A 25069-nucleotide genomic window follows, 5' to 3' on the forward strand; every position below is an offset into this window, starting at 1 on the left:
GCCTAGGCGGACTGGTCTGCGGCGGCGTCCGCGATCTCGCCGTACGCCGTCTCTGCGGCCTGCTGCTCGGCTTCCTTCTTCGAGCGCCCGACGCCGTGGCCGTAGAGCCGCTCGCCGACGCGCACCTGGGCGGTGAAGGACTTCATGTGGTCGGGACCTGATGCCTCGATGACGTACTCGGGTACGCCGAGGCCTCGCTCTGCCGAGAGCTCCTGGAGCGAGGTCTTCCAGTCGAGCCCGGCGCCCAGGCTCGCCGCCGTCTCCATCAGCTCGTCGAAGAGCTGGTGGACGACGCGAGCGGCGTTCTCGAAGCCGCCGGTGATGTAGATCGCACCGATCACCGCCTCGACGGTGTCGGAGAGGATCGAGGCCTTGTCACGGCCGCCAGTGGCCTCTTCACCGCGGCCGAGCTTGATGTGCTCGCCGAGGCCGATGGCGCGCGCGACGCCGGCGAGCGCGCGCGCGTTGACCACCGCCGCGCGGAGCTTCGCCAGCCTGCCCTCGGAGAGGTCGGGGTGGGAGCGGAACAGAGTCTCGGTGACCACCACGCCGAGTACCGAGTCCCCCAGGAACTCGAGTCGCTCGTTGGTGGGCAGGCCACCGTTCTCGTAGGCGTACGAGCGGTGGGTCAGGGCGCGCTCCAGCAGCTCGGGGTCCAGATCAGGATCCCCGAGCGCTGTGCGCAGCCCTTCGTAGCCGGTCAGGGTTCTAGGACCCGTGGGCTCAGAGGACCTGACGACGGTCGGCGCGCGCGCCGTACTGACCGCACTCGCCGCACGCACGGTGCGGAAGGTGCTGGGCACCGCAGGCGGGGTTCGCGCAGGTCACCGTGGACGGCACGGCGGCCTTCCACTGCGAGCGACGGTGACGCGTGTTGCTGCGCGACATCTTCCGCTTCGGGACAGCCACTGTTTTCTCCTCTAGGCCAGGTCGGCCCTCGCGGGCCGGCCGTGTGCTTTCTCAGTCTTGGTCTTGCTCGGTCGCCAGCCCTGCCAGGCCGGCCCACCGGGGGTCGATCGGCGCCTCGTGCGAGTGTTCCGGATCATCCTTCAGCCGCACACCGCACTCGGTGCACAGCCCCGGGCAGTCCTCCTCGCAGAGAGGCTGGAACGGCAGTGCGAGCACCACCGCGTCACGCAGTGTCGGTTCGAGGTCGAGCAGGTCTCCCACGAGTCGACTGACACCGCTCTCCTCGTCGTCCTCGGGTCGGTGCTCACCGTCATCGCTGACGAACAGCTCCTGGAACCGGGCTTCGATCTCGTCGGAGATCGGCTCCAGGCACCGCGAACACTCCCCCGCCAGCGCGGCCGTAGCCACGCCGGTGACGAGGACGCCCTCCATGACCGCCTCCAGGCGCAGGTCGAGCTCGACCTGCGCACCTTCGGGGACACCGAGGACCTCGATGCCAAGATCTGCCGGCGCAGGCACGGAGCGTTCGAACTCACTCATGGACCCCGGGCGGCGGCCGAGCTCGCGGGTGTCGAGCACGAGCGGCGCTCTCGGGTCCAGGTGTGTGTTGGTCACGTCTCCACGTCCACTACGACAAATCGGTGAGAGTTTAGCGGGGCCCGGGGCCCAGCAGCAAAACGCATCGGCTTCAGGCCTCGCCCGAACGCCGCCGCTCCTCCAGTCGGGCTGCCAGACGCTCCCTGACGAAGTCGGGCACCAGACCGGAGACGTCGCCGCCGAAGGTCGCGACCTCCTTGACGAGGCTGGAGGCAAGGAACGAGTACTCCGGGCTGGTAGGCACGAAGACCGTCTCGATGTCGGCGAGTGAGGAGTTCATCTGCGCCATCTGCAGCTCGTAGTCGAAGTCCGACACCGCGCGGAGGCCCTTGACGATCGCATGCACGTCGCGTTCCTCGCAGAAGGCGGTGAGCAGACCGGAGAAGCCGTCGATACGCACGTTGGGGAACTCCCGGCACGCCTCGCCGAGCATCTCCATCCGCTCCTCAGCGGAGAAGAGGCGATTCTTCGACTTGTTGACCCCGACCGCCACGATCACCTCGTCGAAGAGGAACGAGGCCCGCGCCACGATGTCGATGTGACCGTTGGTGACCGGGTCGAATGATCCGGGACAAACCGCTCTGCGCACTACTGCTCCTACTCCCCTGAGGTCGATGTGTCGGGCGCAGCGTGACCATATCCCAGCACCGTCTCGCCGTACTTGCGCTCCCGCAACGGCGAGATGCCGACGGGCCACGCGGGAAGGCCACCGCGTTTGGACCGCTCGACCACGACCAGCGCGTCGTCGCCGAGCCAGCCCCGGTCGACCAGCAGAGCCAGGTCGTCGGCAACCCGGTCGTTGGCCAACGGGTACGGCGGGTCGAGGAAGACCACGTGACACGGCACCGGCTCGCTCTGGCCCAGGTACGTCGCCACGGAGGCCGTCACCACCCGCGCCTGAGCGAAGCCCAGCGTGCGTGCATTGCGTCCGATCAGCTCGGCGGTCCGGCGGTCCTGCTCGACCAGGATCGCCTCCTCGGCTCCACGCGAGATCGCCTCCAGCCCCACTGCCCCGGTGCCGGCGTACAGGTCGAGCACCCGCAGGCCCTGCCAGGAGCCGCACCACGACTCCACGGCGGAGAAGAGCGCCTCGCGGACCCGGTCGGAGGTAGGACGGGTGTTGCTGCCGCGAGGCGCCTCCAGCCGCCGGCCTCCGGCGCTGCCTCCGATGATCCTGGTCACTGACCGGCTCCCTTCACGATCGCTCCATGAAGTCACTGTGGACCGACGCCTCGAGCCGCCGTACCGACTCCCGCAGCACCGGCTCCCCCGCGAGGTCCGGATCGGTGGCCAGGAGCTCGTCGGCGGCGGCCCTCGCGGCCAGGATGGTCTTCTCGTCGCGGAGCACCCGCAGGTGCACCAGCGAGGTACGGCGCCCCGACTGACCAGCGCCGAGCACATCTCCCTCGCGCCGCTGCTCGAGGTCGACGACCGAGAGCTCGAAGCCGTCGGTGGACGCCTCCACGGCGGCGAGTCGCTCGCGCGCAGGGCTGCCCTGCTCCGCATGGGTCACCATCAGGCAGAGCCCCGGCAGGCCGCCACGCCCCACCCGGCCGCGCAGCTGGTGCAGCTGGGAGACGCCGAAGCGGTCGGCATCGAGGAGCACCATCGCGGTGGCGTTGGCGACATCCACGCCGACCTCGATGACCGTGGTCGCGACAAGCACATCGACCTCGCCTGCGGCGAAGGCGCGCATCACCCGGTCCTTCTCGTCGGCCGGAAGCCGCCCGTGCAGGGCGGCGACCCGCAACCCGGCCAGTGCCCCCTCGGCGAGCTCCGGCGCCACCGTCTCGACCGCGGCCAGCTCGCCCTCACGGACACCCGGCAACGCCTCCCCGGCCTCGTCGACGTCGACCTGGTCGACCTGTCCCTCCTCGGCGTCGTCACCGCCGATGCGGGGCGCGACCACGTAGACCTGGTGCCCCTTCTCGACCTCCTCGCGCACTCGGGCCCAGACCCGATGCATCCAGTCCGGCCGCTCGCGCAGGGGCACCACGCTGGTCTGGATCGGGGCCCGGCCCGCCGGGAGCTCGCGCAGGGTGGAGACCTCCAGGTCACCGAAGACGGTCATCGCGACGGTCCGCGGGATGGGAGTGGCGGTCATCACCAGCACGTGCGGGACGGCCGCGGACTTGTCTGTCAGCGCGGCACGCTGCTCGACCCCGAAGCGATGCTGCTCGTCCACGACGACGAGGCCGAGGTCGGCGAACTGCACGTTCGGCTCCAGCAGCGCGTGGGTGCCGATGACGATGCCGGCCTCACCGCTGGCCATCACCGACATCGCCTGCGTGCGCTGGGCCTTCGTCATCGATCCGGTGAGCAGCGTGACCGTGGTGGCGTGCTCGGCGCTGCCCAGGTGGCCCGCCTCGGCGAGGTCTCCCATCATCGCGACGATCGAGCGATGGTGCTGCTGCGCAAGCACCTCGGTCGGCGCCAGCAGGACCGCCTGCCCGCCCGAGTCGACGACCCGCAGCATGGCGCGCAGCGCGACCAGCGTCTTGCCGGAGCCGACCTCCCCCTGGAGCAGCCGGTTCATCGGGTGCTCCCCGGCGAGCTCACGCTCCAGAAGCTCGCCGATCTCGCGCTGGCCTGCGGTCAGCTCGAAGGGGAGCCGCGCGTCGAAGGCGGCCAGCAGTCCCCCACCACCGGTCCAGCGGCGACTCGGCTGCGACCGCGCCTCCAGGCGACGGCGCCCCAGCACCAACTGGGTCGTGAGCGCCTCGACGAACCGGAAGCGGTAGCGGGCCCGGCTGAGCTGGGACCAGTCGTCGGGGGTGTGGACCCAGCGCAGCGCGGTCTGCAGGTCGAGCAGGTCGTGGGTCGCCAGGAACTCCTCGCTCAGCGGGTCGGTCAGGTCGTCGACCACGTCGAGGGCGAAGTCGACCACCCGCGAGATGTCCCACGACTCCACGCCCGCGGTGGTGCGATAGACCGGGAAGAGCCCACGCAGCGAGTCGGCCAGGTCGAGTGCCGCCTCCTCCTCGCCCGCATGCTCGCCGGTGATCCGCACCATCTGAGGATGGGTGAGCTGCCAGCCGTTGCCGAACCAGCTCACCTTGCCGGTGAAGACACCCGTCGTGCCGGGCTGCCACAGCTTGCTCCAGTAGGTGGCGAGATGCTCGCGGGTGGCGAAGAGCGTCAGGGTGAGCCGGGTGGTGACGGTCCGGATGGTCAGCATCACCCGCCAGCCCGGACGTCCGGTCTTGCGGTTGGTGAACCGCTTGGTCGCCACCTGGTCGACCTCGGCGACCACCACGATCAGCTGCCCCTCGCGCAGGTTGCCGGGGTCGGTCAGCTCGCCGGTCTCCAAGTAGGTGCGCGGGAAGTGCCACAGCAGGTCGCCGACCGTGTGCATGCCGAGCCGGTCGGCGAGCGCATCGACCTTCTTGCGGTCCTTGCCGCTCCCCAGCACCGTGGCGATCGGCGAGTCGAGCTTGATCCCACTCACACCCGGTCCTCTCACTCCACCGCGATCAGCAACGGATAGCGCTCCTGCCCTCCGTCGTACACCACGACGTCGACAGTGGCATGCTGCGACTCGACCCATCCGGCGCAGTGCGCGGAGAGCTCCTCGCCTCCCACGCCGGCAACCAGCGTGACCAGCTCGCCACCGCCACCGAGGAGCCGGTCGATGATGCGGGTCGCGACATCCGCGAGCTCGGTGCCGACGATCGCGAAGTCGCCGGCGATGACGCCGAGCACGTCACCGGGCTCGCAGGGGCCGGCCATGGTGATCGCCTGCTTCGCCGCCACCGTGACCGCGCCGTGCCGGGCATGGCTCGCTGTCGCCGTCATGTGCAGGACGTCCTGGTCGAAGGAGCGGCCGGGCTCGTGGACGGCGAGCGCCGCCAGTCCCTGCACCTGAGCCAGGCTCGGGATGACCGCCGCGCGCACCCCCAGCTCGACCTCGGCGCTCCGCACCGCGATCTCGGCCGAACGCACCGTATCGGGGTCGTTGGGGAGCACGATGGCCTCGGCCGCGCCGCTCTCGCGGATCGCCTCCAGCAGCATGCCCGCACTGGGGCGACGCCCCGGGCCACCCGAAACGACCACCGCACCCGCCTCACCGAAGATCGCGCTCAGCCCGTCGCCCGCGGAGACCGCGACGACGACGCGCCCCCTCCGTGCCGAGGGGGTCGACGCGGAGGAACGGCCCGAGACCTGCTCGGCGAAGTGCGTCACCCGCACCCGATGCGGCCGACCGCTCTCGATGCCCACCTCGATCGCTGCGCCGACATCGTCGACGTGGACGTGGACGTTCCACAGGCCCTCGCCCCCGACCACCACCAGGGAGTCACCCAGAGCGGCAAGCCGCCGACGGAGCTCCGGGATCACGGCGTCCTCGGCGTCCAGCAGGTACATGACCTCGTAGGCAGGTCCCTCAGCCGTGAGGTCGTGGGTGGGCAGCGGCACCGGGATGTGGCGGCGTACCGGACCACCCGGGTCGTGGATCGCCCGGCGTCCGGTAAGAGCGGTCTCCAGGGCGTCCAGGAGGACGCAGAGGCCGCGGCCCCCCGCATCCACCACTCCGGCGTCCGCGAGCACCTGGAGCTGTGACGGCGTGCGCAGCAGCGCCTCGTGCGCGGCCCCGGCAGCAGCAGCGACAACCACAGCGACGTCGTCCTGCTCCGGCGGCAGCGCGTCGGCGGCGGCCCTGGCCGCCTCGGATCCGGCGCGCGCGACGGAGAGGATCGTCCCCTCCACCGGCGTGCCGACAGCCTCGTAGCTGGCAGCAGTCGCCTGCACCATCGCGTCGGCCCACCTGTCCACGGAGCGCTCGCCCGGGAGCCGACCCGCGATGTGCTTGGTCATCGCGCCGAGCATCTGGGAGAGAATCACGCCGGAGTTGCCGCGAGCGCCCAGCAGGGCACCGCGCGCGAAGGCGGCGAAGGCAGACGCGCGGTTCTCGGCGGTCTCCTCGACCGACTGGTCGACCGCTTGGTGCAGCGCGTCACGCGCCGCCGAGAGCGTGAGGAACATGTTCGTGCCGGTGTCGCCATCCGGCACCGGATAGACGTTGAGGGCGTCGATCTCCTCACGCGCCGCTGCCAACGCACCCGTCGCGACCTCGATGAACCGGAGCAGCGTCGCCACGTCGCTGGGCGCCTGACTGGATGCCTGGTCCACCACGCTCGGTCCTCGCTGTCGTCGGTCACTCCCGGGCCTGCGCCCGAGGCACACACATTATGAGGGTGCGCCCGCAGGGTGCATGCTGGGACGGCAAGCGAACCGCAGGACGCCCGATTTCCTCCGAGGCGCCAGCATCGGCTACGCTTGCGCGGTTGCCCGAGTGCCCCACCGACGGTGCGTTGCCTCTGGCTCTCACGTTTCCCAACCTCGATCGTTCCAGGAGTTCACGGTGGCTGCCGTCTGCGACATCTGCGCCAAGAAGCCCGGCTTCGGCAACAACCGCCCGTGGTCGCGCAAGATCACGAAGCGTCGGTTCAACCCCAACATCCAGCGAGTGCGGGCCACCATCAACGGTGCCCCCAAGCGCGTCAACGTCTGCACCGGCTGCCTGAAGGCCGGCAAGGTCAGCCGCTGAGCCCGGTCACGACTTCTCAGAAGGCCTCCGCCCCACGGGGTGGAGGCCTTCTGGATTTCGGTGCGTGGTGAACGACGGCTCGTTCGTGCAGCAGGCCATGGCCTTCTTCAGCACCGACTGCTTCACCACCAAACTCAGAAGTGCGTCCAGCCGGCGCTGCCCTCGTAGACGCCGCCGTCGACGGTGACCGGCGGCAGTTCGGGATCCGCCTCCATCGCTACACCGATCGCCGACCACCCCTCCGGCAGCGAAACCTCTGCCGGGAAGCACGCCAGGAGGGGATGGTCCTCACCGCCGCCCAACACGAACTGGATCGGGTCCGCACCCAGCGCGCCCGCTACCGCGTGCAACGGCTCGGCGATCTCGAGCTGACCGGTCCGCAGGTCGATCCGGACGCCGGAGGCGCGAGCGATGTGCCCGGCGTCGGCGACCAGTCCGTCGGAGACATCGATCATCGCGGTCGCACCCGCCTCGGCAGCCACCCGGCCGGCGGCGTACGGCGGCTCGGGCCGCCGGTAGGCCTCCACCAGCACCCGGGGCGAACGGAAGCCCCGGCCCAGGACCGCGAGTCCTCCCGCCGCCCAGCCCTGGCGACCGCAGAGCGCGACGACGTCGCCGGGCTCGGCGCCGGAGCGCAACACCGGCGATACCGTGCAGCCGCCCATGACGGTGACCGCGACGACGATCTGGTCGGCACCGGTCAGATCGCCGCCGACGATGCTCGCGCCGACCTTCGCGCACTCCGCCGCGAAGCCTCGCGCGAAGCCCAACACCCAGTCGGCGGTGAGATCGGAGGGAAGCGCGAGCCCGACGGTCAGTGAGGTGGCCGTACCGCCCATCGCGTTGATGTCGGAGAGGTTCTGAGCCGCGGCGCGGGCACCGATGTCCTCGGCGCTCGCCCACTCGCGCCGGAAGTGCCGGCCCTCGACCATCAGGTCGGCGGAGACGACGGCGTGGCCATTGCGGATCCGCAGCACCGCTGCGTCGTCGCCGGGGCCGACCAGCACCTGCTCGCCCTGCGGGAACAGCGCGGTCAGCGCGTCGATCAGGGCGAACTCGCCGACCTCGGCCAGCGTTGACTTCGGGTCGATCTCGGGTGTCGCCATGACTCCATCCCACCAGCCCCCGACAATCCCGCTCCTTCCGACACGCAGAGCCAGGAAGGTAGGTTGGTGAGCGTCCGCACACCGATCGGTGAGGCGGAGGACCGGATCCCCCAGAGATCGAGGAGCCACCGTGGCTGTCCAGGCATACATCCTGATCCAGACCGACGTGGGCAAGGCCGCCGAGGTGGCGCGCGCCGTACGCGAGGTGGACGGCGTCACCCTCGCGGAGGACGTCACCGGCCCCTACGACGTCATCGTGCGCGCGGAGGCCAGCAGCGTCGACGAACTAGGGCGGATCGTGGTCGCGGGGGTGCAGAACCTCGACGGGATCACCCGCACCCTCACCTGCCCCATCGTGCACATCTGACTCCGAACTCCGTTGCATCGCCTTGCCTTGCGGTGCCGGCACGCCCTCCTCGCCGGCACCGTCGTGAGCCTGTTCGCTGCCTGTGGCGGCGGCGTCGAGGTCGACAGTCCGCACCTGGACCGGAGCGAGCGCGCCGCCTGTGACGGCTTCCTCGACGCCCTGCCGAGCACCCTGGAGGGTCTGGACGAGCGTGACGACGTCTCCCCCGACGACGCCCCCGCGCGAGCCTGGGGCGACCCCGCCGTCGTGGTGGTCTGCGGAGCGGGCATGCCGGACGACTTCACCGAGGTCTCGCCCTGCGAGCAGATCAACGACGTGGGCTGGTACGTGCGTCCCGAGGAGTTCGCCGACCAGGACGCCTCGCTCGACATGACCACCATCGGCTTCCGTCCGGCCGTCCGGCTCCAGGTACCCGCCGAGCACCGCCCGCCCGCGGATGTGCTGGTCACGGTCTCGGAGGCGGTCAAGGCCCAGCTCACCCGCGTCGGCCGGTGCAGCTGACTCAGTACCAGCGATGGCGTTCGGAGTGGGCCCAGGCCTTCTGCGGAGTGCCGTAACGAGCCGCGATGTAGGCCAGTCCCCAGCTGATCTGCGTCTCGGGGTTCGTGCGCCAGTCCGGTCCGATGACGGCCATCTTCTCGCCCGGCAGCGACTGAGGGATGCCATAGGCACCCGAGCTCGGGTTCTCTGCCAGGTGGTTCCACCCCGACTCGCGCTGCCACAGCGCATCGAGGTAGCCCCACTGTTCGGCAGCGAAGCCGAACTCCAGCATCATCCGGTAGCCGAGGCCGCGGTTCGTGGCCGGGTCGAGGTCGGCAGGCGTCGGCGACGGCGACTCCACGGGCAGCTGCTGCGCCAGACGCTCGGCCTTGCGGCGCAGCTGCTCCAGGATCACCGCGTCCGGCACCTGGGCTGCCGCGCCGGTGCGGACGCGCCGGTGCGGGGTTGCGCCGGGAGGCCCGGAAGCGCCGGGTGTGGCCGTACGGGACTCGGGCCCGCCGGGCGCGGATGCCGCACTCGGCTCCCGCTTCGCGTGCCCGGGACCCTCCGCACCGGTCGACGCGGCGCATGCGGTCAACGGCAGGGCCACGAGGAGGCCTGCCACCAGCGCGCTGGCCGTACGGCGAGATGAACGGAGCCGGGTCACTCGCGCCACCGTAGTCGAGCACAATGGCCCGCGTGAACATCGTGAGAGAACGGCACCAGCACGGCATCGAGATCCTCCGCATCGATCGCCCCGAGCGCCGCAACGCCCTCGACACCGCGACCCTCCAGGCGCTGAACGCGGCACTCGCCGAGCTCGCCGCGGACGACGAGCTGCGCGCTGTGGTCCTCTCCACCACCTCGACCTCCGCCTTCTGCGCGGGTGCGGACGTCTCCGAGCCGCTGGACGCGGACGGCGGAGTGGCGCGGATGGAGGCTTTCGCCGAGCTCTACCAGCGCGTGGAGGGAACTCCGGTCCCGACGATCGCGGTCTGTGTCGGCAACTGCGTCGGCGGCGGCGCGGAGGTCGTCGCGGGCTGTGACCTCCGCGTCGCCGGCGACAACCTGGCACTGGCCTGGTCCGGTGCCCGCCTCGGGGTGCCCGTCGGCCCCGCCCGCCTGACCCAGCTCGTGGGACTGGCACGGGCGAAGGAACTGGTCTACACCGGGCGGGCGATCGGCGCCGAGGAGGCTCGGCGGATCGGCCTGGTGGAGCACGTCGTCCCTGCGGAGGAGGCCGAGACTACGGGCCTGCGGTTGGCCGAGCAGATCGCGCAGCAGTCACCCTCCGGCGTACGCACCTTGAAGACGATGTTCCGCGAACTGGAGCAGACCGCCGAGCGCGTCGACTACGAGAACGCGCATCTGCTCGAGTTCCAGCGCAGCGGCGCGGGCCTGCCGCAAGGCTGATTCCACCACCCGGGAGACGGCCTCATGTCATGCTGGCGTGGGGAGGAGTGACGGAGCAATGGGCCTGGACGTGTTGAGCCTGCGGGTCGCCTTCGTGATCACGGCGGTCATCATGGCTGCCCTCTTCTACTTCATCTCGTTCCGGTCGACCCGTTCGGCCTACAGCCGCTGGTGGTGCCTGAGCCTCGTCCTCTTCCTGGCCGGCTCCTCGGGCTTCCTGCTCAACGGCACCGACCATCAGGTGTGGGCGAACCCGGCCGGCAACACCCTCACCGTGGCAGGCTGCGTGCTGGCCTGGGCGGCGGCGCGCTCGCTGCGTACGACCGTGCGCCCGCTACGGCTGGGAGCGGTGCCCGTGCTGGTGACCCTGGCCGCGGCTGTGGCGGGCGACCCGGCACACGACACGTGGTCGGGTGGGGCGGTGTTCCTGCTCTGCATGGCCTCGCTCTTCGCCGTCATCGCCACCGACCTCTGGCGCCTCGACCGCGGAGACCCCGAGGCGGCGGCACGGTGGCTCGCCGTCCTGGCGGCACTCAGCAGTGTGTTCTACGTCGGCCGCTGTGGGGGGTTCCTGGCGTGGGGTCCCCACAGCGACCGCTTCCAGACCTGGTTCGGATCCCAGCCGACGATCCTGCTCAACCTGGTCTTCCTGATCGCGGTCTGCTTCACGATGTCGGCGCTCTCCACCGAGCAGTCGCTGCGTGATCTCCAGCGTCGAGCCACCCACGACGCGTTGACCGGGCTGCTCAACCGCGACGGCTTCGAGCGTCTGGCCACTGCCGAGCTCGCCCGGCTCCGGCGGTCCAGGAGCTCCGGGTCGCTGCTCCTGGCCGATCTCGATCAGTTCAAGGCGATCAACGACACCCAGGGGCACGCCGTCGGGGACGAAGCACTCCGGAGGTTCGCCGAGGTGTGCATGCGCGTCGGCCGCTCCACCGACCTGATCGCCCGGTACGGCGGCGAGGAGTTCGCCGTTCTCCTGCCCGGAGCCGACCTGGACCGGGCAGCCGAAGCCGCCGGCCGGGTGGCGGATGCCCTACGCCGGACGACCCTCTCTGTGGGCATCGCGATGCCCACGGTCAGCTGGGGCATCGTCGCAATCGACCCGGACCGGACCTTGGAGGAGCTGCTTCTCGCTGCCGACCAGGCCCTGTACGACGCCAAGCAGCAGGGGCGTGACCGCGTGGTTCGCCGCTGACGTGGCGACTGCTCAGCGCAGGCCCGTGTCGCGGGCGAGAGCGAGCTGGATCAGCCGCTCGACGAGCTGGGGATAGTCGAAGCCGCTGGCCGCCCACATCTGCGGGTACATGGAGGTCGGTGTGAAGCCCGGCATGGTGTTGATCTCGTTGACCAGAAGCTCCCCGGACGGCATCAGGAAGAAGTCGACCCGCGCGAGTCCCTCACAGCCCACAGCGCGGAAGACCTGCGCGGACATCTCGCGCACCCGAGCGATCACCTCGTCCGGCAGATCGGCCGGCAGGTCGATCGTGGTGCTCTCCTCCGGCAGGTACTTGGCTTCGAAGTCGTAGAACTCGTGGTCGCCGCCGACCTTGATCTCGGCAGGGAGGGTCGTCTCGACGCCGCCGTCGAGGGCGCCCAGGACGCCGCACTCGATCTCACGGGCGCCGGCGGCGAACGCCTCGACCAGCACCTTCGGATCGTGCGCCTGAGCGGTCTCGATCGCCGCGGCGAGCTCTTCGGGGCCACGAACCTTGGAGATGCCCATCGACGACCCGGCGCGAGTGGGCTTCACGAAGACCGGGTAGCCCAGCGCGGCGATCCGCTCTCGGCAGTCGGTCTCGTCGGCGCGCCAATCGTGTGCGGTGACCACCACGGAGGGGACGGTGGGCAGGCCGGCACCGGCGAGCACCACCTTCGTCACGGCCTTGTCCATCCCGATCGCCGAGGCCAGCACTCCGGACCCGACGTACCGCACGCCCGCCATCTCGAGCAGGCCCTGCACGGTGCCGTCCTCGCCCCAGGGGCCGTGCAGCAGAGGAAAGACGACGTCGACCGAGCCGAGCACGCTCGGCGGCGCACCAGCCGCGGATACGACCAGCTCGGCGCCGCCTGCAACGGCGTTGAGGCTCACCAGGTCCCCGGAGCCGTCGACCTCGGGCAGCTCCTCGGCGCTACGGATCCGCAGCCGCTCGGGATCGCCGTCCGCAAGCACCCAGCGCCCGTCGGTGGCGATCCCCACCGGGATCACGTCGTACGCCGCCCGGTCGATCGTCGCCAAGACGCTTCCGGCGGTCGCGCACGAGATCACGTGCTCGCTCGAGCGACCCCCGAAGACGACGGCGATCCTGGGCTTGGGCTGCTGCTGTGAAGTCATGACGGGGACCGACCCTAACCCCTAGACGGCGTCCAGCTGTGCCTTGGTCAGCACGGGCCGGACCTCGAGCTCGACGTCGGCGAGCGGGTTGACGCCCTCCGGGCTGCGGTCGATGGCGCAGACGACCGTCTCGACGATCGCTCCCGCGGCCCTCAGCTCCCGGGTGGCGTCCCGGACCGCCCCGCCGGTGGTGATGACGTCCTCGATCAGCGTGATCCGGCGACCCTCGACCGCCGGGCCCTCCGCCAGCTTGCAGGTGCCGTACTCCTTGGCCTTCTTGCGCACGAAGAGCGCCGGCAGACCGGTCTTGGCGCTGACCATGGTGGCGATCGGCACACCGCCGAGCTCGAGCCCGCCGAGCAGCTCGGTGCCCTCGGGCAGCAGCGCCACCATCTGGGCGGCGACGCGCTCCAACAGGTCCGGGCGCGACTCGAAGAGGTACTTGTCGAAGTACTCGCTGGCGACCTGGCCCGAGCGCAGCGTGAAGGTGCCGGTCAGACGGCAGCACGCATCGATGTCGGCGGCGAGGGTGGCGTCGGTCGGAGGGGTGGTCTGCGCGTTCACGCAGGCCATCATTCCGCATTGTTCGCTGCCTTCGGCCGGCAGGAGGAATTACTCATGGTCGAGATCACCGCCTCGGTGCTTGGCTCGGGCGCATCGTCACGAGGAGATCGCCATGCCCTACACCCCTCTCGCTGTCGCGCGCCGCCTGAGCGTCGCGCTCGCCGCTGCTGTTCTCACTCTCTTGTCCGCGTGCTCGGGATCGACCGGTGAGGACGCCCTGCATCTCGACACGGACGGCGACACCCAGACCTACCGTCAGGGTGAGGACGAGCTCGTGGTCGGAACGGGTCTTCCCGACGGCTTCCCCGCGCAGATCCCCGTCATCGACGGCGCCCTCTCCGGCGGTAGCCGTGTGGTCACCGGGCAGGGAACAGCCTGGACGGTGGCCGTCACGACGGACAAGGCGCTGGCCGCTGCCGTCGACGAGGTCCGTGCCGGGTTGACCGGCGCCGGTCTCGACGAGGTCCTCGCCTCGACCGGTCCCGAGGGCGGTGTGTTGGGCTACGAAGGGACGGACCATCTCGTTCAGGTGGCCATCACCCCGGCAGACGTCGGCACAGCCCTCACCTACACGGTCGCGGAGAAGGCGATCTAGGTGCCAGGCGGTCTACGGGGGCGCGAGGGCCTCCTCCGTGCCATCGAGGACGAGATCGGCCGGGGCAGACAGGTCCTCCTGACCGGCCCGCGCGGCAGCGGGCGCACCGCGCTTCTACGGCTGGTCTCGGAGCGCTCCGAGAGCCCGGTCCTTCTCGCCACGGGGATGGCGCAGCTTGCCGATCATCTCGGCATCGCCGCCACCGGACTCGACGCCTACACCAGGATCCCGAAGGAGTTGCGCGCCACCGGCACCATGCTGTTGGTCGACGACGCCGACCAACTGGATCGACGCTCGGCAGTGCTGCTCGGTCAGCTCAGCCGAGCGGGCGTCGCTCTCGTCATGGCCTGCGTCCGCCTCGGCCACCTCGCCGACCCACTGCACGAGGAGGTACGCCGCCCCACCTGGCGTCACCTCGCGTTGCCGCCGCTTGACGATGACGACCTCCTGGCGCTGGCAGCGGACCTACTCGGAGACGAGCTGTCCGCTCCGGCCGCCGCCTACCTCCTCACTCGCTCCCGAGGAGTCCCCGGCATAGCAACCGAGCTGATCTCGGGGGCCGGCCCGGCCTTGCACACGCCGTGGGGCACGGAGCTCGGTACGCCGGAGCCGACCGACCGCCTGATCGAACTGCGCGGCGCGGCGCTGCAAGCACTCGATCCCGTGGAGAGCGAGTGGCTGATCCGCCTCTGCGTGGCCGGGCGGCTGCCGACAAGGCTGCTACCTCGCCACGTGCTGGCGCACCTGTCCGCCGTCGACGCGGTGACCGACTCGGACGGGGTTGTCACCGCGTCCGACGAGCTGTTGTCAGACGTGGTCAGCGCACAGCTCACGCCGCAGATGTGGCGAACCGTCTGCGCCTCCACAGCAACGCAGCTGACGAGCATGGAGAACGCCGAGAGCACTACCTGGACCGCGCTGGCTGCCCTACTTCGCGTCCGCGCCGGTGAGTCGTTGTCGGCCGCCGAGGCAGTGGCTGCGGCGAGCCACGAGGTCGGGCATCAGCGCTACGCGGAGGCGTCCGATCTGCTTGCCGCAGCCGACCCGGCGACGCTCGACGCACGCCACGAGGCGGAGCTCATGCTCCTGCGCGGTGTCGTCTCGTCCGCCACGGGCGAGCACGAGGCGGCACATCGGCTTCTTCTGGCCCTATCCCGGGATCCTGCGACACCCTCCCCTCTCCTGCCTCGGATCGGCCGCGAGCTGGGCCTGCTCCATGCGGTGCGTCGACGCGATCCGCTCACGGCCATTCGCGAGGTCCAAGAGGTGGTCGACTGCGTGTCGTCCGAGCAGCGCGGCGCCCTCGAAGCCGACCTGGTGAAGTGGCATCTCATGGCGGGCCTGCCCGCGCCCGCGCTGCCCGGGGCGCGGGAGGCAGCGGCACTTGAGGAGCGCATCGGCATCGTCTTGATCGAGGCGATGATCAGCTCACTCGACGGCTCTCCCGCGCGCACCCGTGAGCTCGTCGCCGACGGGTTCGCGATGCTTGCCGCTGCCGAGAGCCCTTCGCCACATCACGGCTCACTGCTCCAGCTCTCCCACTATCTGTCCCTGGCCTTCGAAGGGCGTCTCGGCGATGCCGAGGAGTGGGCGGTCTCCCGCCGCGACAGTGCCGCGCGTGCCGCTGACCCGAGCCTCGGCATGTGGGAGTACGCCGCCGCGGAGCTCGGCCTTCACGCGGGGCGACTCTCCTGGGCACAGGGTCTGGCGCAACGTGCCGCACGCCACCTCGCTTGGCAAGACTTCACCGGCTTGTTCACCACGGCAACCGCACTTCAAGCGGCGGTCGAAGCGCGCACCGGCGACCTGGACCGCGCGGTGATGCGGCTCGACGCCTTGGGCGGCGACGCAGAGTCGGATGTCAAGGTGGCCCTGCACGCCGCACGGGTACGCGCCGAACGCCATCGACTCGCCGGTGCCCCGGAGCTCGCCGCTGCCGAGCTGCTCCACGTAGCTCGGCGAGCTCGGGCGGAGGCACATGGGCACTTGGCCACGCTCGCGTTCGATGAAGCGTGGATGCTCTGGCCGAACGCCGTGAGCGATCTCCAGGAAGGCGAGGCGGGCGCGGCCGGAACGCTCGCTGAGCTGTTGCGTGACCGACGGCGCGCTTGGGAGTGCGAGGAGCCTGCATCCTTGATCGCGGTTGCCGACACCCTGGCGGAGCGGGGCTTCGGATCGCGTGCGCTCCATTGCTGGGTCGAGATCGGACGCCGGGCCGATGCTCTCGGCAACGAACGCCTGTCAGCTCGCGCTCGACGATCGCGTGCTGCGATCCTCACTGCGACGTCCTGCAGTCGGTGGCCGTCGGGAGGCGATCTCAGCAGCCTGACAGCGCGCGAGTCCGAGATCGCCACGCTCGCAGCGGCACGAGTGCGGAGCCGGGAGATCGGCACGCGCCTGGGCCTCTCTGTCCGCACCGTCGACAACCACATGGCACGGATCCTCCGCAAGCTCGGCATGAGCCGCCGCTCAGAGCTCGAGCAGCTCGACTGGCACACCGATCGGCGCGACCGAGACGTCTAGCCTCCCACGAAGGTCCTCGCGGCGGTTCACCCCGAGCTTGCGAAAGACGGCGGCCAGGTGGTTGTCGACGGTCCGCGGGGAGAGTCCAAGGGCCGCGCCGATCTCCCGACTCCGCTCGCGGTTCGCAGCCCGCATCGCGATCTCCCACTCGCGCATCGTCAACCGCATCGGGTCGGGCTCACGTGTCGGCCATCCGGTCAGGTGCCACAGACGAGTCAGCTCATCGCGCCGTCGCCGCAACCGCCGGGCATGGATCTCGCGTCCGGCATCGGCCGCGAGCTCGGCTGCCAGGGCGAGAGCATGCGCGGCCCGGCCGGCGATGGGCAGCGTGGCCAGCTCCTCCCCCACCTCCTCCAACCGCAGGGCGTCGCCGCTGAGCACCGCTCGCGCACGGCTCACACACAGATCGAGAAGGTGCGAGCGCCCGGCATGACCGGAGAGCTGCTCGAGGAGGTCGGCACGCGGATGAAGCATGAATGCCTCGTCGAGTGCGAGCAGGCCCGAGTAGACCTCGCCGTCGTCGAGGGCATGCCGGGCAGCTACGAGCATCAGATCGGCAGCCCCCGGACGGTCCCCCGCCCAGCGGCGCCGTTCAGCGCCCATCCGGGCGAGCCCGATACGGACGCGGGGAAGCGCCTCATCCTCCGCCCCGAACGTCCGAGCGAGGCTCTCGGCCTCCGCCAGTCTGCCCAGTCGAGCAAGGCTTGCCACCTGGAGCGCACGCGCCGGAACAAGGAGTCCGGTCGAGTCCCGCCACTCCAGATGCTGGCAGGCAAGCACAGAGAGCGCCAGGGCATCATGGAGGCGGCCCGCATGGAGGGCGATCTTCGCACGGTTGTATCCCCACAGACCTGCGCCCGGGTCATCGGCCGCCGCTGCGGCGCGGTACTGGCTGTCTGCGAGGTCAGAGGCAGCAGCGAGCTGCCCGTCGTAGACCAAGGGAAGGAACCTGGCGAGCATGCCCATGTGATGCTCGAATCCGGACTCGTCACCGCCGTCGGCAGCATCAGCGAGTGTCGCGGCTGCGTGGAGCTCCCCTCCCATCACCAAGCGCAGCGCTGAGGAGGTCGCATCGTCTGCGGGAAGGGTTTCGCCACCTGAAGCCGCGCGCTCGCCGAGGAGCACCTCGCGGCGGAGCAGCCCGGCGAGCACCTCTCGCCGACTCTGTCCCTCCGGCAGTCGATGCCTGACGGACCGAATCCGGCGGGCAAGCTCCTGCTGATCCGCCATTCCGTCGCGCAGCACTTCCAGCCATGCACGAGCGACCCGCAGGAGTACCTCGGGCTCTTCGGAGGCGGCGGCGAGCACGTCGAGTATCTCCAGCGCCTCGGGGCGGTGCCCGAGGGCTGCCAGTGCTTCAGCACGCAGCAGATCCTCGTCGGCCCGCCCGGTCGGCGTGGTCCCGAGAAGACCGAGGATCTCCGTCGATCTTCCTGACCTGAGCAACCAGGTGCCGACCGCGACCAGCTGGTCGCGGTCGTCGGCGGCGCCACGCAGAACCTTCGCCCGGAGTGATGCAGGACCGTTGAACTCGTCGTGGTCCACCGTTCGCAGGCGCCATCGATGCCGGTCCGCATGCGTGAAGACCGCATCGACCGCCAGCCCTCCTGCCGCGACGAGCTTGTCCTGGGCCACGACAGCGACGCCGCGCCCCAGCAGCTCGTCGTACGGCGCTCGGTCGCGGATGCCTGCGGGCATCCCGTCGGCGAGGACCAGGGTGACCAACGCCTGCCATGCGGACTCGTCCATGCCGTCGATCGACTGGCCACCGGCACGGAGAGCGGACCGGACGGTGTCGCGCGCCCAGGTCGTCTCGCGCGCCAGTGTCGACGCCACCGCCGGGAGCCCACGGCTCCGACTCACCAGGCTGACCGCGAGCGGGGCGGAGAGCTGATGCCCCACCACGCTTCGCGCGAGCTCGAGCAGGGCGGTCTCCCCCAACGGTTGCAGCTCCACGGCCGGCCAGGCCCGCGCCAGCGAGACCAGTGACGGCGGCAGTGACTCCGACGAACGACAGCCGAGCACGACGAGCCCGCCCTGACGTGCCACCTGCGCTACCAGCGTCTGCGAGGCGAGATCGAGCTTCTCCATGTCGTCGACGACCAGCGGGCCTGCACCGGGCACAGCGAACTCCCGATAGATGCGTCCCGCCCCTGCCTCGACCAGGCCAGCAGCCGCGAGGGTGGGCGCGAAGGGGACGAACGGCGTCCCCGGCACTGAATCAGCGCCACGGACCAGCGGCACGTCGAACTTCGCGGCACAAGCCTCGAGCACGGCACTCAGGCCGACTCCACGCGGGCCGGAGACGTAGGTCGACCGGGCAGCCCGAATGTGGGAGACGATCGCAGCAACCTCGTCGGTCCGTCCGATCAACACGCACGAAGACTAGTGCGACCACGCCGAGGGTGTGGCTGGAATCGGGAGTTCTCCCCCGATTCCAGCCACACGGAAGGCGATCGGCCTACTTCACCTTGAGGTTGGCTCTCGCCGACCGCTTGCTCGACGAACCGATCGCGCTGACCTTCCACTTCCCGCGAGCAGCCTTCTTCAGCTTGATGCTGGCCTTGAAGGTTCCGTCGGCCGAAGCAGTGACGCTCTTGGCGAAGGACTTCCTGCCCGCTCTGCTGCCGCCCTTCAGCGACACCGTGACCCGCTCGCCCGGCCGATAGGACGACCCGGTGACGGTCACGGCCTTGCCGCTCCTGACCTTCTTCGGAGCGACGCTCACCCGTCCCTTTCCGGCGAGGACCTCCAACGCGGCGGTTGCCGACTTCGTGCCGTTGACGGCACGAACCGTCACCGACCCTGGCGAGGCGAAGGGTGGCACCGGGAGGACACCGGCGAAGCTTCCTGAGGCGTCGAGGGGATACCGACCCATGACCGTGCCGCCCACAGCGACCTCGACCTGAGCCGGAGGTTGGGTCGGGGCGGCCGCCAACATGCCAGTACCCGTGATCCGCACGCTGCCGCCCTGTCGCACCGTGCCCTGGGACAACGTGATCGCCGGCGTTGCAGCGAGGTCGTAGACACCGAGGGTGAACAGCGGCCGCGGATTCACGATCTGGTCGCATCGGTAGGCGTACTCGGCGAACTCACCGTTGAGATCCTCGCCGGTGAAGAGAAGGTCAATGCTCTTGACGCGGTAGTCGTAGATACCCGGGTCACCGTAATCGGTGTCGTACTCCATCTCAGGGAAGGCCAGCGACTGCGTGTGGTCCAGCGCAGGAACAGTGAACTCTGCATAGAAGCGCAGCGGGTTCCAGTGCTCGCTCTTGAACTCCAGGTAGTCCACCGAGACCCTGACGTTCTTCAAGCTTTCGGGGAGTGTGTTGCCCGGGAGAGCGCCCAACTCAACCTCGGTCGTCACCATGTCGTTCGTCGGAATCGGGGTCGGATGACGGAAGGTGAGAGAGGGCGACCAGGTGCTCTCCGCACCGACCCGGGTGTTCTCTGCGTAGGGCCGGTAGCGGACCTCGCAGCCGGCGAACTCCACGGTCGTGGAGACCTCCGCCGCGGTGGTCGGCGGTGCCAGCGCAACCCCGGTCAGCGCTCCAGCGACGAGGGCAAGTGCGGTCGCTGCGGCGCGCCTCATCGGGCATCCTCGCAGACCGTCGTCCCGCTGGGGTTCCGGACCGACAGCGGAACCGTGGCCTCGACGCCGACTCCGTCCAGGATCATCCGTGCGGTGGTGCACTGGAGCTCGAACTGGCTGGCGTCGTCACTCTCCACGATCAGGCCGCCGTCAGCCACCTCGTAGCCGGTGATGCCGAACTTCCCAACCATCTGCTCGCCTGCGATGTCGAGCACCCCTTCGGTGCCGACCGCGTCGATCGCAGCATCGACACCGTCAGCGCGGGTGCCATCGGTCGTGGGCTGTTCTGTCGTGGCCCGGCCCTGCGAGGCGTCGGCCTGGTCGTCGTCACCGTCGGTGCCGCAACCCACGAGTACGAACGCCGCCGAGAGAGCCAGGGAGGCGGCGAGACCGGAGAATTGTCGTCGTCGTTTCATGCCCGAAGCGTCGCGCGCAGGCGCCGCCCGGTCACTGAGCAAGAACTACTCAGCCAAGCTGATCCAGCGCCTTGGCCAGGTCCTCCCACAGATCTTCGACGTCCTCGATGCCGACCGACATCCGCACCAGGGCGTCCGGGATCGTGGCGGGCTCGGTCTTCCACCGTCGACGCCGCTCGAAGGTCGACTCCACCCCGCCGAGGCTGGTCGCGTTGACCCACAGCGCCGTCTTGTGCGTCAGCAGGTCGGCTGCCAACGCGCCCTGAGCCAGCACGATCGAGATGATCGCCCCGAAGCCGGGGTAGCGCACCTCCCCCACCGCGGGATGCTCCCGCAGCCGGCGGACCAGCTCCTGGGCGTTGGCCTGCGCCGCTCCCACACGCAGGTGCAGCGTGCGCAGACCGCGCAGCGCCAGCCACGCCTCGAACGGCCCGGGAATAGCACCGAGCAGATCGCGCCGCCCCTTGAGGACGTCGTACAGCTGATCGTCGTTGGTGAGGACCGCGCCCATGAGCACGTCGCTGTGACCGGCGATGTACTTCGTCGCCGAGTGCACCACGATGTCGACGTCCAGCTCGAGCGGTCGCTGCAGGACCGGGGTGGCAAAGGTGTTGTCGACCACGAGGTAGGCGCCCGCAGCGTGTGCGGCGTCGCGGATCGCCGGGATGTCGGCGACCTCGAGGGCCGGGTTGGTGGGGCTCTCCAGCCAGACCAGCGCGGCGCCGTCGCAGGCCTTCAGCACCGCATCGGTGTCGGTGAGGTCGACCAGCCGCGCCTGCAGCCGTCCCCGGGACTCCAGGTCGGCGAGCTGCATGATCGTGCCGTTGTAGGAGTGCCGCGCGGCCACCACCGTCTGGCCCTGGCCGACGAGGTCGAGCACGGTCGCCACGGCCGCCAGGCCGCTGGCGAAGCTGAGGCAGCGGCCGCCCTCCAGTTGGCCCAACGCATCCTCGAACGCGGTCCAGGTCGGATTGCCGAAGCGCCCGTACTCCAGGTCGCCACCGGCGACGTACGTCGAGGTGAGGGTGACCGGCACGTTCATCGGCGCGTCGGGAGTCACCGGGGGGCGACCCGCGTTGACCGCGACGGTGGCCGGACGATAACGAGAAGCCGAGGGGTGTGCGTCAGTCATGTCAGCAGGCTATGCCCGCCCACCACGGCGGCGCCGACCGTCTCAACCTCTCCGCCACCTTCGAGGCTCAGTCCAGCTCCGCCTTCGTCACCCGGGTGACGAAGGCTTCCATCAGCTCGGGTGCGGTCATGCGGCCATCGACGACGGCGTCGACGGCAGCCGCGATCGGCGCGTCGATGCCGTGCTGTTCGGCCAGCGCCAGCAGGGACTTGCACGACTTGGCACCCTCCGCGACCTGGTTGGTCGAGGCGTAGATCTCGGCGACGGTCATGCCCTGACCGAGCTTCTCTCCGAACGTCCGGTTGCGCGACAGCGGAGAGGAGCAGGTGGCGACGAGGTCACCGAGGCCGGCCAGGCCCATCAACGTGATCGGGTTGGCGCCCAGGGCGACCGCCAGCCGGGCGGTCTCGGCCAGGCCCCTGGTGATCAACGAAGCCGTGGTGTTGTCTCCGAAGCCCAGGCCGACCGCCATCCCCACGCTGAGCGCGACGACGTTCTTGTAAGCGCCCCCCAGCTCGCACCCCACCACATCCTCGGAGGTGTAAGGGCGGAACGCCTTGCTGTGCATGAGCCCCTGCAGGCGCTTCGCCACCTCGTGGTCGGAGCAGGCGACGACGGAGGCAGCAGGCTCGCGCTGGGCGATCTCGCGGGCCAGGTTGGGGCCGCTGACGACGGCGATCCGCTCCGGCGCCAGACCCGCGACCTCGGCGATGACCTCGCTCATCCGCTTCAACGATCCGAGCTCGACGCCCTTCATCAGCGAGACGACGGTGGCATCGCGAGGCAGGATCGGCGCCCAGCCGCCCAGGTTGTCGCGCAGGGTCTGGGACGGCACGGTCAACACCACGACCTCGGCGCCGGCCATGGCCTGCTCAGGGTCGTGGGTCGCGCGAATCGACCCGGGCAACGTGATGCCGGGCAGGTAGTCGGTGTTCTCGTGTCGCTCGTTGACGGTGGCGCAGACCTCCGGTCGCCGTGCCCACAAGTGCACATCGCAGCCGGCGTCCGCCATCACCATTGAGAACGCAGTCCCCCACGATCCGGCGCCGAGCACCGCCACCTTGGTCATCTGTCGCTCCTGCCCTGCTCGCGGTTCTTCTTGTGTGGGTTGCCGATCTGGCTGATGCCGTGCGCACGCGGGTCGAATCGCTCGGCAGGTGGCGCCTCGCCGCGCAACTGCGCGAGCTGCTCGGTGATCGCCGCCATGATCCGATCGGTGGCGATCCGGATCTCCGCCGCGCTGGGCGGACGCGAGGTGAGATCGGAGAGGTCGACCGGTGCGCCGACCTTGTAGCGCACCCGGTGCCGCGGCAGCAGGTGCACCCGCTTGGCATAAGGCGCCAGCATCTCCTGCACGCCCCAGTGAGCCACGGGGATCACCGGGCAGCCCGTCTCCAGAGCGATCCGCGCCGCGCCCGTCTTGCCCACCATCGGCCAGAGGTCGGGGTCGCGGGTCAGCGTGCCCTCGGGGTAGACCACGAGGCATTCGCCCGCACGCACAGCATCGACAGCTGCGTCGTAGGCGCCGTGGGCGCCCACGGTCTGTCGCTCCACGGGGATCTGGCCGACCGCCTTGAGGAAGCCGGAGAGGACGGCGATATCGAAGAGGCCCGCCTTGGCGAGGTAACGCGGCAGCCGGCCGTGGTCATAGACGAAGTGCGCGGTGGTCAGCGGGTCCAGGTGTGACACGTGGTTGACCACAACCACGCAGCCGCCTGTGGCCGGAATCCGCAACCCGTCGATCCAGTCGGGCTTGGTGGTGGCCGCCAGCAGCGGCTTGAGAATGCTCGCCCCGACGACGAAGCCCCAGCCACGTGGTTGGTCGAGCTTGCGGACCCTCACCCGTGCTTCCTCCTCATCGACGGCGACCGGCGCCCATGCAGGCTACTCAGGATGCCAGACTTCTGCGGGTGAGCATGTCCCGTGTCGTCGTCATCATTCCGGTGAAACCACCCGCCGTGGGCAAGTCCCGCCTCGATCTTGCCGCACCCCGGCGCATCGCCCTGGCCACCGCCTTCGCGCGTGACACCCTCGAAGCGGCTCTCCGCGCCGAGACCGTCGAGCAGGTGCTGGTCGTGACCGACGACTTCCGGTTCGCTGCTCTGGCGCAGGAGTCCGGGTGCGCGGTGATTCCGGACGGCGTCACCGGCGACCTCAACGCCAGTCTCGTGCAGGCCGCACACGAGGCTGCTCGACGCTGGCCAGGCCTGCGGATCGCGGCATTGTGCGCCGACGTACCGGCGCTCCAGGCGGAGGATCTCGACACTGCCCTCACCGAGGCGAACGATCACCGGTCCTCGTTCGTCCGGGACGCGCACGGCACAGGAACCTCCTTGTACGTCGCCGCAGAGGTCGAGCTGTTCGCTCCGCGCTTCGGCGTCGGCTCTGCGGCGGCCCATCGCGACGGAGGAGCCAGCGAGCTGGGCGGCGACCTGCTGACCCTGCGCCAAGACGTCGACGATGCCGGCGATCTCGGCCGGGCTCTGGCACTGGGAGTCGGCGCGCATACAGCCCAGGCGCTGGTGGAAGGCTGACGACCTCACCAGGAGAGTCACAAGACGACGCTGCCCGGTCCGATCGGACCGGGCAGCGTCGTCAACGAGTCGCTCAGGAGGTCGCCTTCTTGGCCGGCGCCTTCTTCGCAGTGGTCTTCTTCGCGGTGGTCTTCTTCGCCGCCGTGGTGGCCTTCTTGGCGGGCGCCTTCTTCGCCGCCGTCGTGGCCTTCTTCGCGGGCGCCTTCTTCGCGGCGGCCTTCTTGGTCGTCGCGGCCGTCGTGGCCTTCTTGGCCGGCGCCTTCTTCGCGGCGGTGGTCTTCTTCGCCGCCGTCGTGGTCTTCTTCGCGGGCGTCGCCTTCTTGGTAGCGGTGGTCTTCTTGGCCGCAGCCGTCGACGTCTTCTTCGCCGCCGCCTTGGCCGGAGCCTTGGTCGCGGTGGCCTTCTTCGCTGCCGGCTTGGCGGCAGTTGCCGCCTTCTTGGCGGGCGCCGCGGCCTTGGCTGCGAGCTTGGGCAGCTTCTTGGCCCCCGAGACGATGTTCTTCAGGTCGGCACCCGGTGTGAACTTCGGCACCGCCTTCTTCTTCGCCTTCATGCGCTCCCCGGTGCGGGGGTTGCGTACCCAGCGCGCGTCACGCACCTTCTTCTCGAAGGAGCCGAACCCGGTGATCGCCACCTTCTCTCCACGAGCGATCTCGCGAGTGATGGTGTCGAGGACCTTGTCGAGCGCCTCGGCGGCTGCCTTGCGGTTCCCCTCGTAGCGCGCAGTGAGCGCGTCGATGAGCTGAGTCTTGTTCACTGTCTTCCCTTCCAATGAACTCCCGGAGTCGGGCTCGTGCCTGACCTCTGCCCATGCACGCTAGGTTTTGGTGACGCTCACCACAATCGCCACGCCGGTATTTCTGCGGTTTTTTCGCGCAGGCACAGGGATTTCGGCCCAGAAACGCCTCCGAGCGCCTCTCCCCAGGGGAAAGGCGCTCGGAGTTGGCGTCGCGCGAAAGGC

The 25069-nt window shown here is 69.9% G+C and carries 26 protein-coding genes; 8 read left to right on the top strand and 18 right to left on the bottom strand.

All coding sequences use genetic code 11. The features are described 5' to 3' along the window. Window positions 1-2: 2 nt before the first annotated feature. From rnc to DNK54_RS05630, 7 genes are all read right to left on the bottom strand, one after another. Entirely contained in the window at window positions 3-803 is an 801-nt protein-coding gene (gene rnc / locus DNK54_RS05600) for a ribonuclease III (protein WP_204164438.1), read from the bottom strand. After that, complete coding sequence (gene rpmF / locus DNK54_RS05605; protein ID WP_110205989.1) at window positions 724-909, bottom strand: 50S ribosomal protein L32; 186 nt, start codon at window positions 907-909, stop codon at window positions 724-726. The genes rnc and rpmF overlap by 80 nt, the downstream gene beginning before the upstream one ends. Window positions 910-960: 51 nt before the next feature. Continuing rightward, on the bottom strand, window positions 961-1524 hold the full coding sequence (locus DNK54_RS05610; protein WP_239459939.1) for a YceD family protein: 564 nt from the start codon (window positions 1522-1524) through the stop codon (window positions 961-963). Between the two features lie 73 nt (window positions 1525-1597). Further along, window positions 1598-2095, bottom strand: coding sequence for a pantetheine-phosphate adenylyltransferase (gene coaD / locus DNK54_RS05615; protein WP_110205990.1), 498 nt, complete (start codon window positions 2093-2095; stop codon window positions 1598-1600). 8 nt (window positions 2096-2103) lie between these two features. Further along, the gene (gene rsmD / locus DNK54_RS05620; RefSeq protein ID WP_110205991.1) at window positions 2104-2688 is read right to left on the bottom strand and encodes a 16S rRNA (guanine(966)-N(2))-methyltransferase RsmD; all 585 of its coding nucleotides are present in this window, start codon (window positions 2686-2688) and stop codon (window positions 2104-2106) included. A 13-nt stretch (window positions 2689-2701) separates the two neighbouring features. Next, window positions 2702-4954 (bottom strand): ATP-dependent DNA helicase RecG, encoded by a 2253-nt coding sequence (locus DNK54_RS05625; protein ID WP_239459940.1) that lies wholly within the window; start codon window positions 4952-4954, stop codon window positions 2702-2704. Window positions 4955-4965: 11 nt separating this feature from the next. Further along, entirely contained in the window at window positions 4966-6636 is a 1671-nt protein-coding gene (locus DNK54_RS05630) for a DAK2 domain-containing protein (RefSeq protein WP_239459941.1), read from the bottom strand. Between the two features lie 229 nt (window positions 6637-6865). Here DNK54_RS05630 and rpmB point away from each other — a divergent pair, with 229 nt between their 5' ends. Next, window positions 6866-7051: a 50S ribosomal protein L28 gene (gene rpmB / locus DNK54_RS05635; protein ID WP_110205992.1), complete on the top strand. Its 186-nt coding sequence runs from the start codon at window positions 6866-6868 to the stop codon at window positions 7049-7051. Window positions 7052-7185: 134 nt separating this feature from the next. Here the strand turns inward: rpmB and DNK54_RS05640 are convergent, their stop codons facing one another. Beyond that, window positions 7186-8157 (bottom strand): thiamine-phosphate kinase, encoded by a 972-nt coding sequence (locus DNK54_RS05640; RefSeq protein ID WP_110205993.1) that lies wholly within the window; start codon window positions 8155-8157, stop codon window positions 7186-7188. 130 nt (window positions 8158-8287) lie between these two features. On the opposite strand from DNK54_RS05640, the gene DNK54_RS05645 reads away from it, so the two are divergent. Next, window positions 8288-8524 carry an Lrp/AsnC family transcriptional regulator gene (locus DNK54_RS05645; protein WP_110205994.1) on the top strand — a complete coding sequence of 79 codons (237 nt, stop codon included), beginning with the start codon at window positions 8288-8290 and terminating at the stop codon, window positions 8522-8524. A gap of 63 nt (window positions 8525-8587) precedes the next feature. After that, entirely contained in the window at window positions 8588-9025 is a 438-nt protein-coding gene (locus tag DNK54_RS05650) for a DUF3515 domain-containing protein (protein ID WP_162602317.1), read from the top strand. A 1-nt stretch (window position 9026) separates the two neighbouring features. On the opposite strand, the gene DNK54_RS21420 is transcribed toward DNK54_RS05650, so the two are convergent. Further along, window positions 9027-9671, bottom strand: a complete 645-nt coding sequence (locus DNK54_RS21420; protein WP_239459942.1) for an aggregation-promoting factor C-terminal-like domain-containing protein — start codon at window positions 9669-9671, stop codon at window positions 9027-9029. Window positions 9672-9703: 32 nt separating this feature from the next. Between DNK54_RS21420 and DNK54_RS05660 the strand changes: the two genes are divergently transcribed. Together DNK54_RS05660 and DNK54_RS05665 are read left to right on the top strand one after the other, a co-directional pair. After that, entirely contained in the window at window positions 9704-10417 is a 714-nt protein-coding gene (locus DNK54_RS05660; protein WP_162602318.1) for an enoyl-CoA hydratase/isomerase family protein, read from the top strand. A 58-nt stretch (window positions 10418-10475) separates the two neighbouring features. Beyond that, entirely contained in the window at window positions 10476-11615 is a 1140-nt protein-coding gene (locus DNK54_RS05665; protein WP_110205997.1) for a GGDEF domain-containing protein, read from the top strand. 12 nt (window positions 11616-11627) lie between these two features. Here DNK54_RS05665 and DNK54_RS05670 read toward each other — a convergent pair whose 3' ends face one another. Beyond that, a complete protein-coding gene (locus DNK54_RS05670; protein WP_110205998.1) occupies window positions 11628-12752 on the bottom strand; it encodes a D-alanine--D-alanine ligase family protein in 1125 nt (374 codons plus the stop codon). Between the two features lie 21 nt (window positions 12753-12773). Then, on the bottom strand, window positions 12774-13316 hold the full coding sequence (gene pyrE / locus DNK54_RS05675) for an orotate phosphoribosyltransferase (protein ID WP_239459943.1): 543 nt from the start codon (window positions 13314-13316) through the stop codon (window positions 12774-12776). Window positions 13317-13428: 112 nt separating this feature from the next. On the opposite strand from pyrE, the gene DNK54_RS05680 reads away from it, so the two are divergent. Together DNK54_RS05680 and DNK54_RS05685 are read left to right on the top strand one after the other, a co-directional pair. Next, on the top strand, window positions 13429-13911 hold the full coding sequence (locus tag DNK54_RS05680; RefSeq protein WP_110205999.1) for a hypothetical protein: 483 nt from the start codon (window positions 13429-13431) through the stop codon (window positions 13909-13911). After that, a complete protein-coding gene (locus tag DNK54_RS05685; protein ID WP_110206000.1) occupies window positions 13912-16434 on the top strand; it encodes a helix-turn-helix transcriptional regulator in 2523 nt (840 codons plus the stop codon). Here DNK54_RS05685 and DNK54_RS05690 read toward each other — a convergent pair. The 6 genes from DNK54_RS05690 to DNK54_RS05715 form a co-directional block, all read right to left on the bottom strand. After that, complete coding sequence (locus DNK54_RS05690) at window positions 16381-18810, bottom strand: helix-turn-helix transcriptional regulator (RefSeq protein WP_110206001.1); 2430 nt, start codon at window positions 18808-18810, stop codon at window positions 16381-16383. The genes DNK54_RS05685 and DNK54_RS05690 overlap by 54 nt on opposite strands. Before the next feature lie 85 nt (window positions 18811-18895). Beyond that, entirely contained in the window at window positions 18896-20026 is a 1131-nt protein-coding gene (locus DNK54_RS05695) for a hypothetical protein (protein ID WP_110206002.1), read from the bottom strand. Continuing rightward, entirely contained in the window at window positions 20023-20442 is a 420-nt protein-coding gene (locus DNK54_RS05700) for a hypothetical protein (RefSeq protein WP_110206003.1), read from the bottom strand. The genes DNK54_RS05695 and DNK54_RS05700 overlap by 4 nt, the downstream gene beginning before the upstream one ends. A 49-nt stretch (window positions 20443-20491) precedes the next feature. Further along, window positions 20492-21574: a trans-sulfuration enzyme family protein gene (locus tag DNK54_RS05705; RefSeq protein WP_110206004.1), complete on the bottom strand. Its 1083-nt coding sequence runs from the start codon at window positions 21572-21574 to the stop codon at window positions 20492-20494. A gap of 67 nt (window positions 21575-21641) precedes the next feature. Continuing rightward, entirely contained in the window at window positions 21642-22643 is a 1002-nt protein-coding gene (locus DNK54_RS05710; protein ID WP_110206005.1) for an NAD(P)H-dependent glycerol-3-phosphate dehydrogenase, read from the bottom strand. Continuing rightward, window positions 22640-23416 carry a lysophospholipid acyltransferase family protein gene (locus DNK54_RS05715; protein ID WP_110206006.1) on the bottom strand — a complete coding sequence of 259 codons (777 nt, stop codon included), beginning with the start codon at window positions 23414-23416 and terminating at the stop codon, window positions 22640-22642. Before DNK54_RS05715 ends, DNK54_RS05710 begins: the two co-directional genes overlap by 4 nt. A 74-nt stretch (window positions 23417-23490) precedes the next feature. Here DNK54_RS05715 and cofC point away from each other — a divergent pair, with 74 nt between their 5' ends. Beyond that, window positions 23491-24108: a 2-phospho-L-lactate guanylyltransferase gene (cofC, locus tag DNK54_RS05720; protein ID WP_239459986.1), complete on the top strand. Its 618-nt coding sequence runs from the start codon at window positions 23491-23493 to the stop codon at window positions 24106-24108. A 73-nt stretch (window positions 24109-24181) separates the two neighbouring features. Here cofC and DNK54_RS05725 read toward each other — a convergent pair whose 3' ends face one another. Further along, entirely contained in the window at window positions 24182-24865 is a 684-nt protein-coding gene (locus DNK54_RS05725) for an HU family DNA-binding protein (protein WP_110206008.1), read from the bottom strand. Between the last annotated feature and the right edge of the window lie 204 nt (window positions 24866-25069).

The sequence above is a fragment of the Nocardioides daejeonensis genome, assembly GCF_003194585.1.
Classification (GTDB): domain Bacteria; phylum Actinomycetota; class Actinomycetes; order Propionibacteriales; family Nocardioidaceae; genus Nocardioides; species Nocardioides daejeonensis.

What these genes read in the sequence shown, in the direction of transcription:
- DNK54_RS05640 (WP_110205993.1), bottom strand. Translation starts at nt 8,157, where the DNA reads ATGGCGACACCCGAGATCGACCCGAAGTCAACGCTGGCCGAGGTCGGC.
- DNK54_RS05665 (WP_110205997.1), top strand. Translation starts at nt 10,476, where the DNA reads ATGGGCCTGGACGTGTTGAGCCTGCGGGTCGCCTTCGTGATCACGGCG.
- DNK54_RS05670 (WP_110205998.1), bottom strand. Translation starts at nt 12,752, where the DNA reads ATGACTTCACAGCAGCAGCCCAAGCCCAGGATCGCCGTCGTCTTCGGG.
- DNK54_RS05680 (WP_110205999.1), top strand. Translation starts at nt 13,429, where the DNA reads ATGCCCTACACCCCTCTCGCTGTCGCGCGCCGCCTGAGCGTCGCGCTC.
- DNK54_RS05695 (WP_110206002.1), bottom strand. Translation starts at nt 20,026, where the DNA reads ATGAGGCGCGCCGCAGCGACCGCACTTGCCCTCGTCGCTGGAGCGCTG.
- DNK54_RS05700 (WP_110206003.1), bottom strand. Translation starts at nt 20,442, where the DNA reads ATGAAACGACGACGACAATTCTCCGGTCTCGCCGCCTCCCTGGCTCTC.
- DNK54_RS05705 (WP_110206004.1), bottom strand. Translation starts at nt 21,574, where the DNA reads ATGACTGACGCACACCCCTCGGCTTCTCGTTATCGTCCGGCCACCGTC.
- DNK54_RS05710 (WP_110206005.1), bottom strand. Translation starts at nt 22,643, where the DNA reads ATGACCAAGGTGGCGGTGCTCGGCGCCGGATCGTGGGGGACTGCGTTC.
- cofC (WP_239459986.1), top strand. Translation starts at nt 23,491, where the DNA reads ATGTCCCGTGTCGTCGTCATCATTCCGGTGAAACCACCCGCCGTGGGC.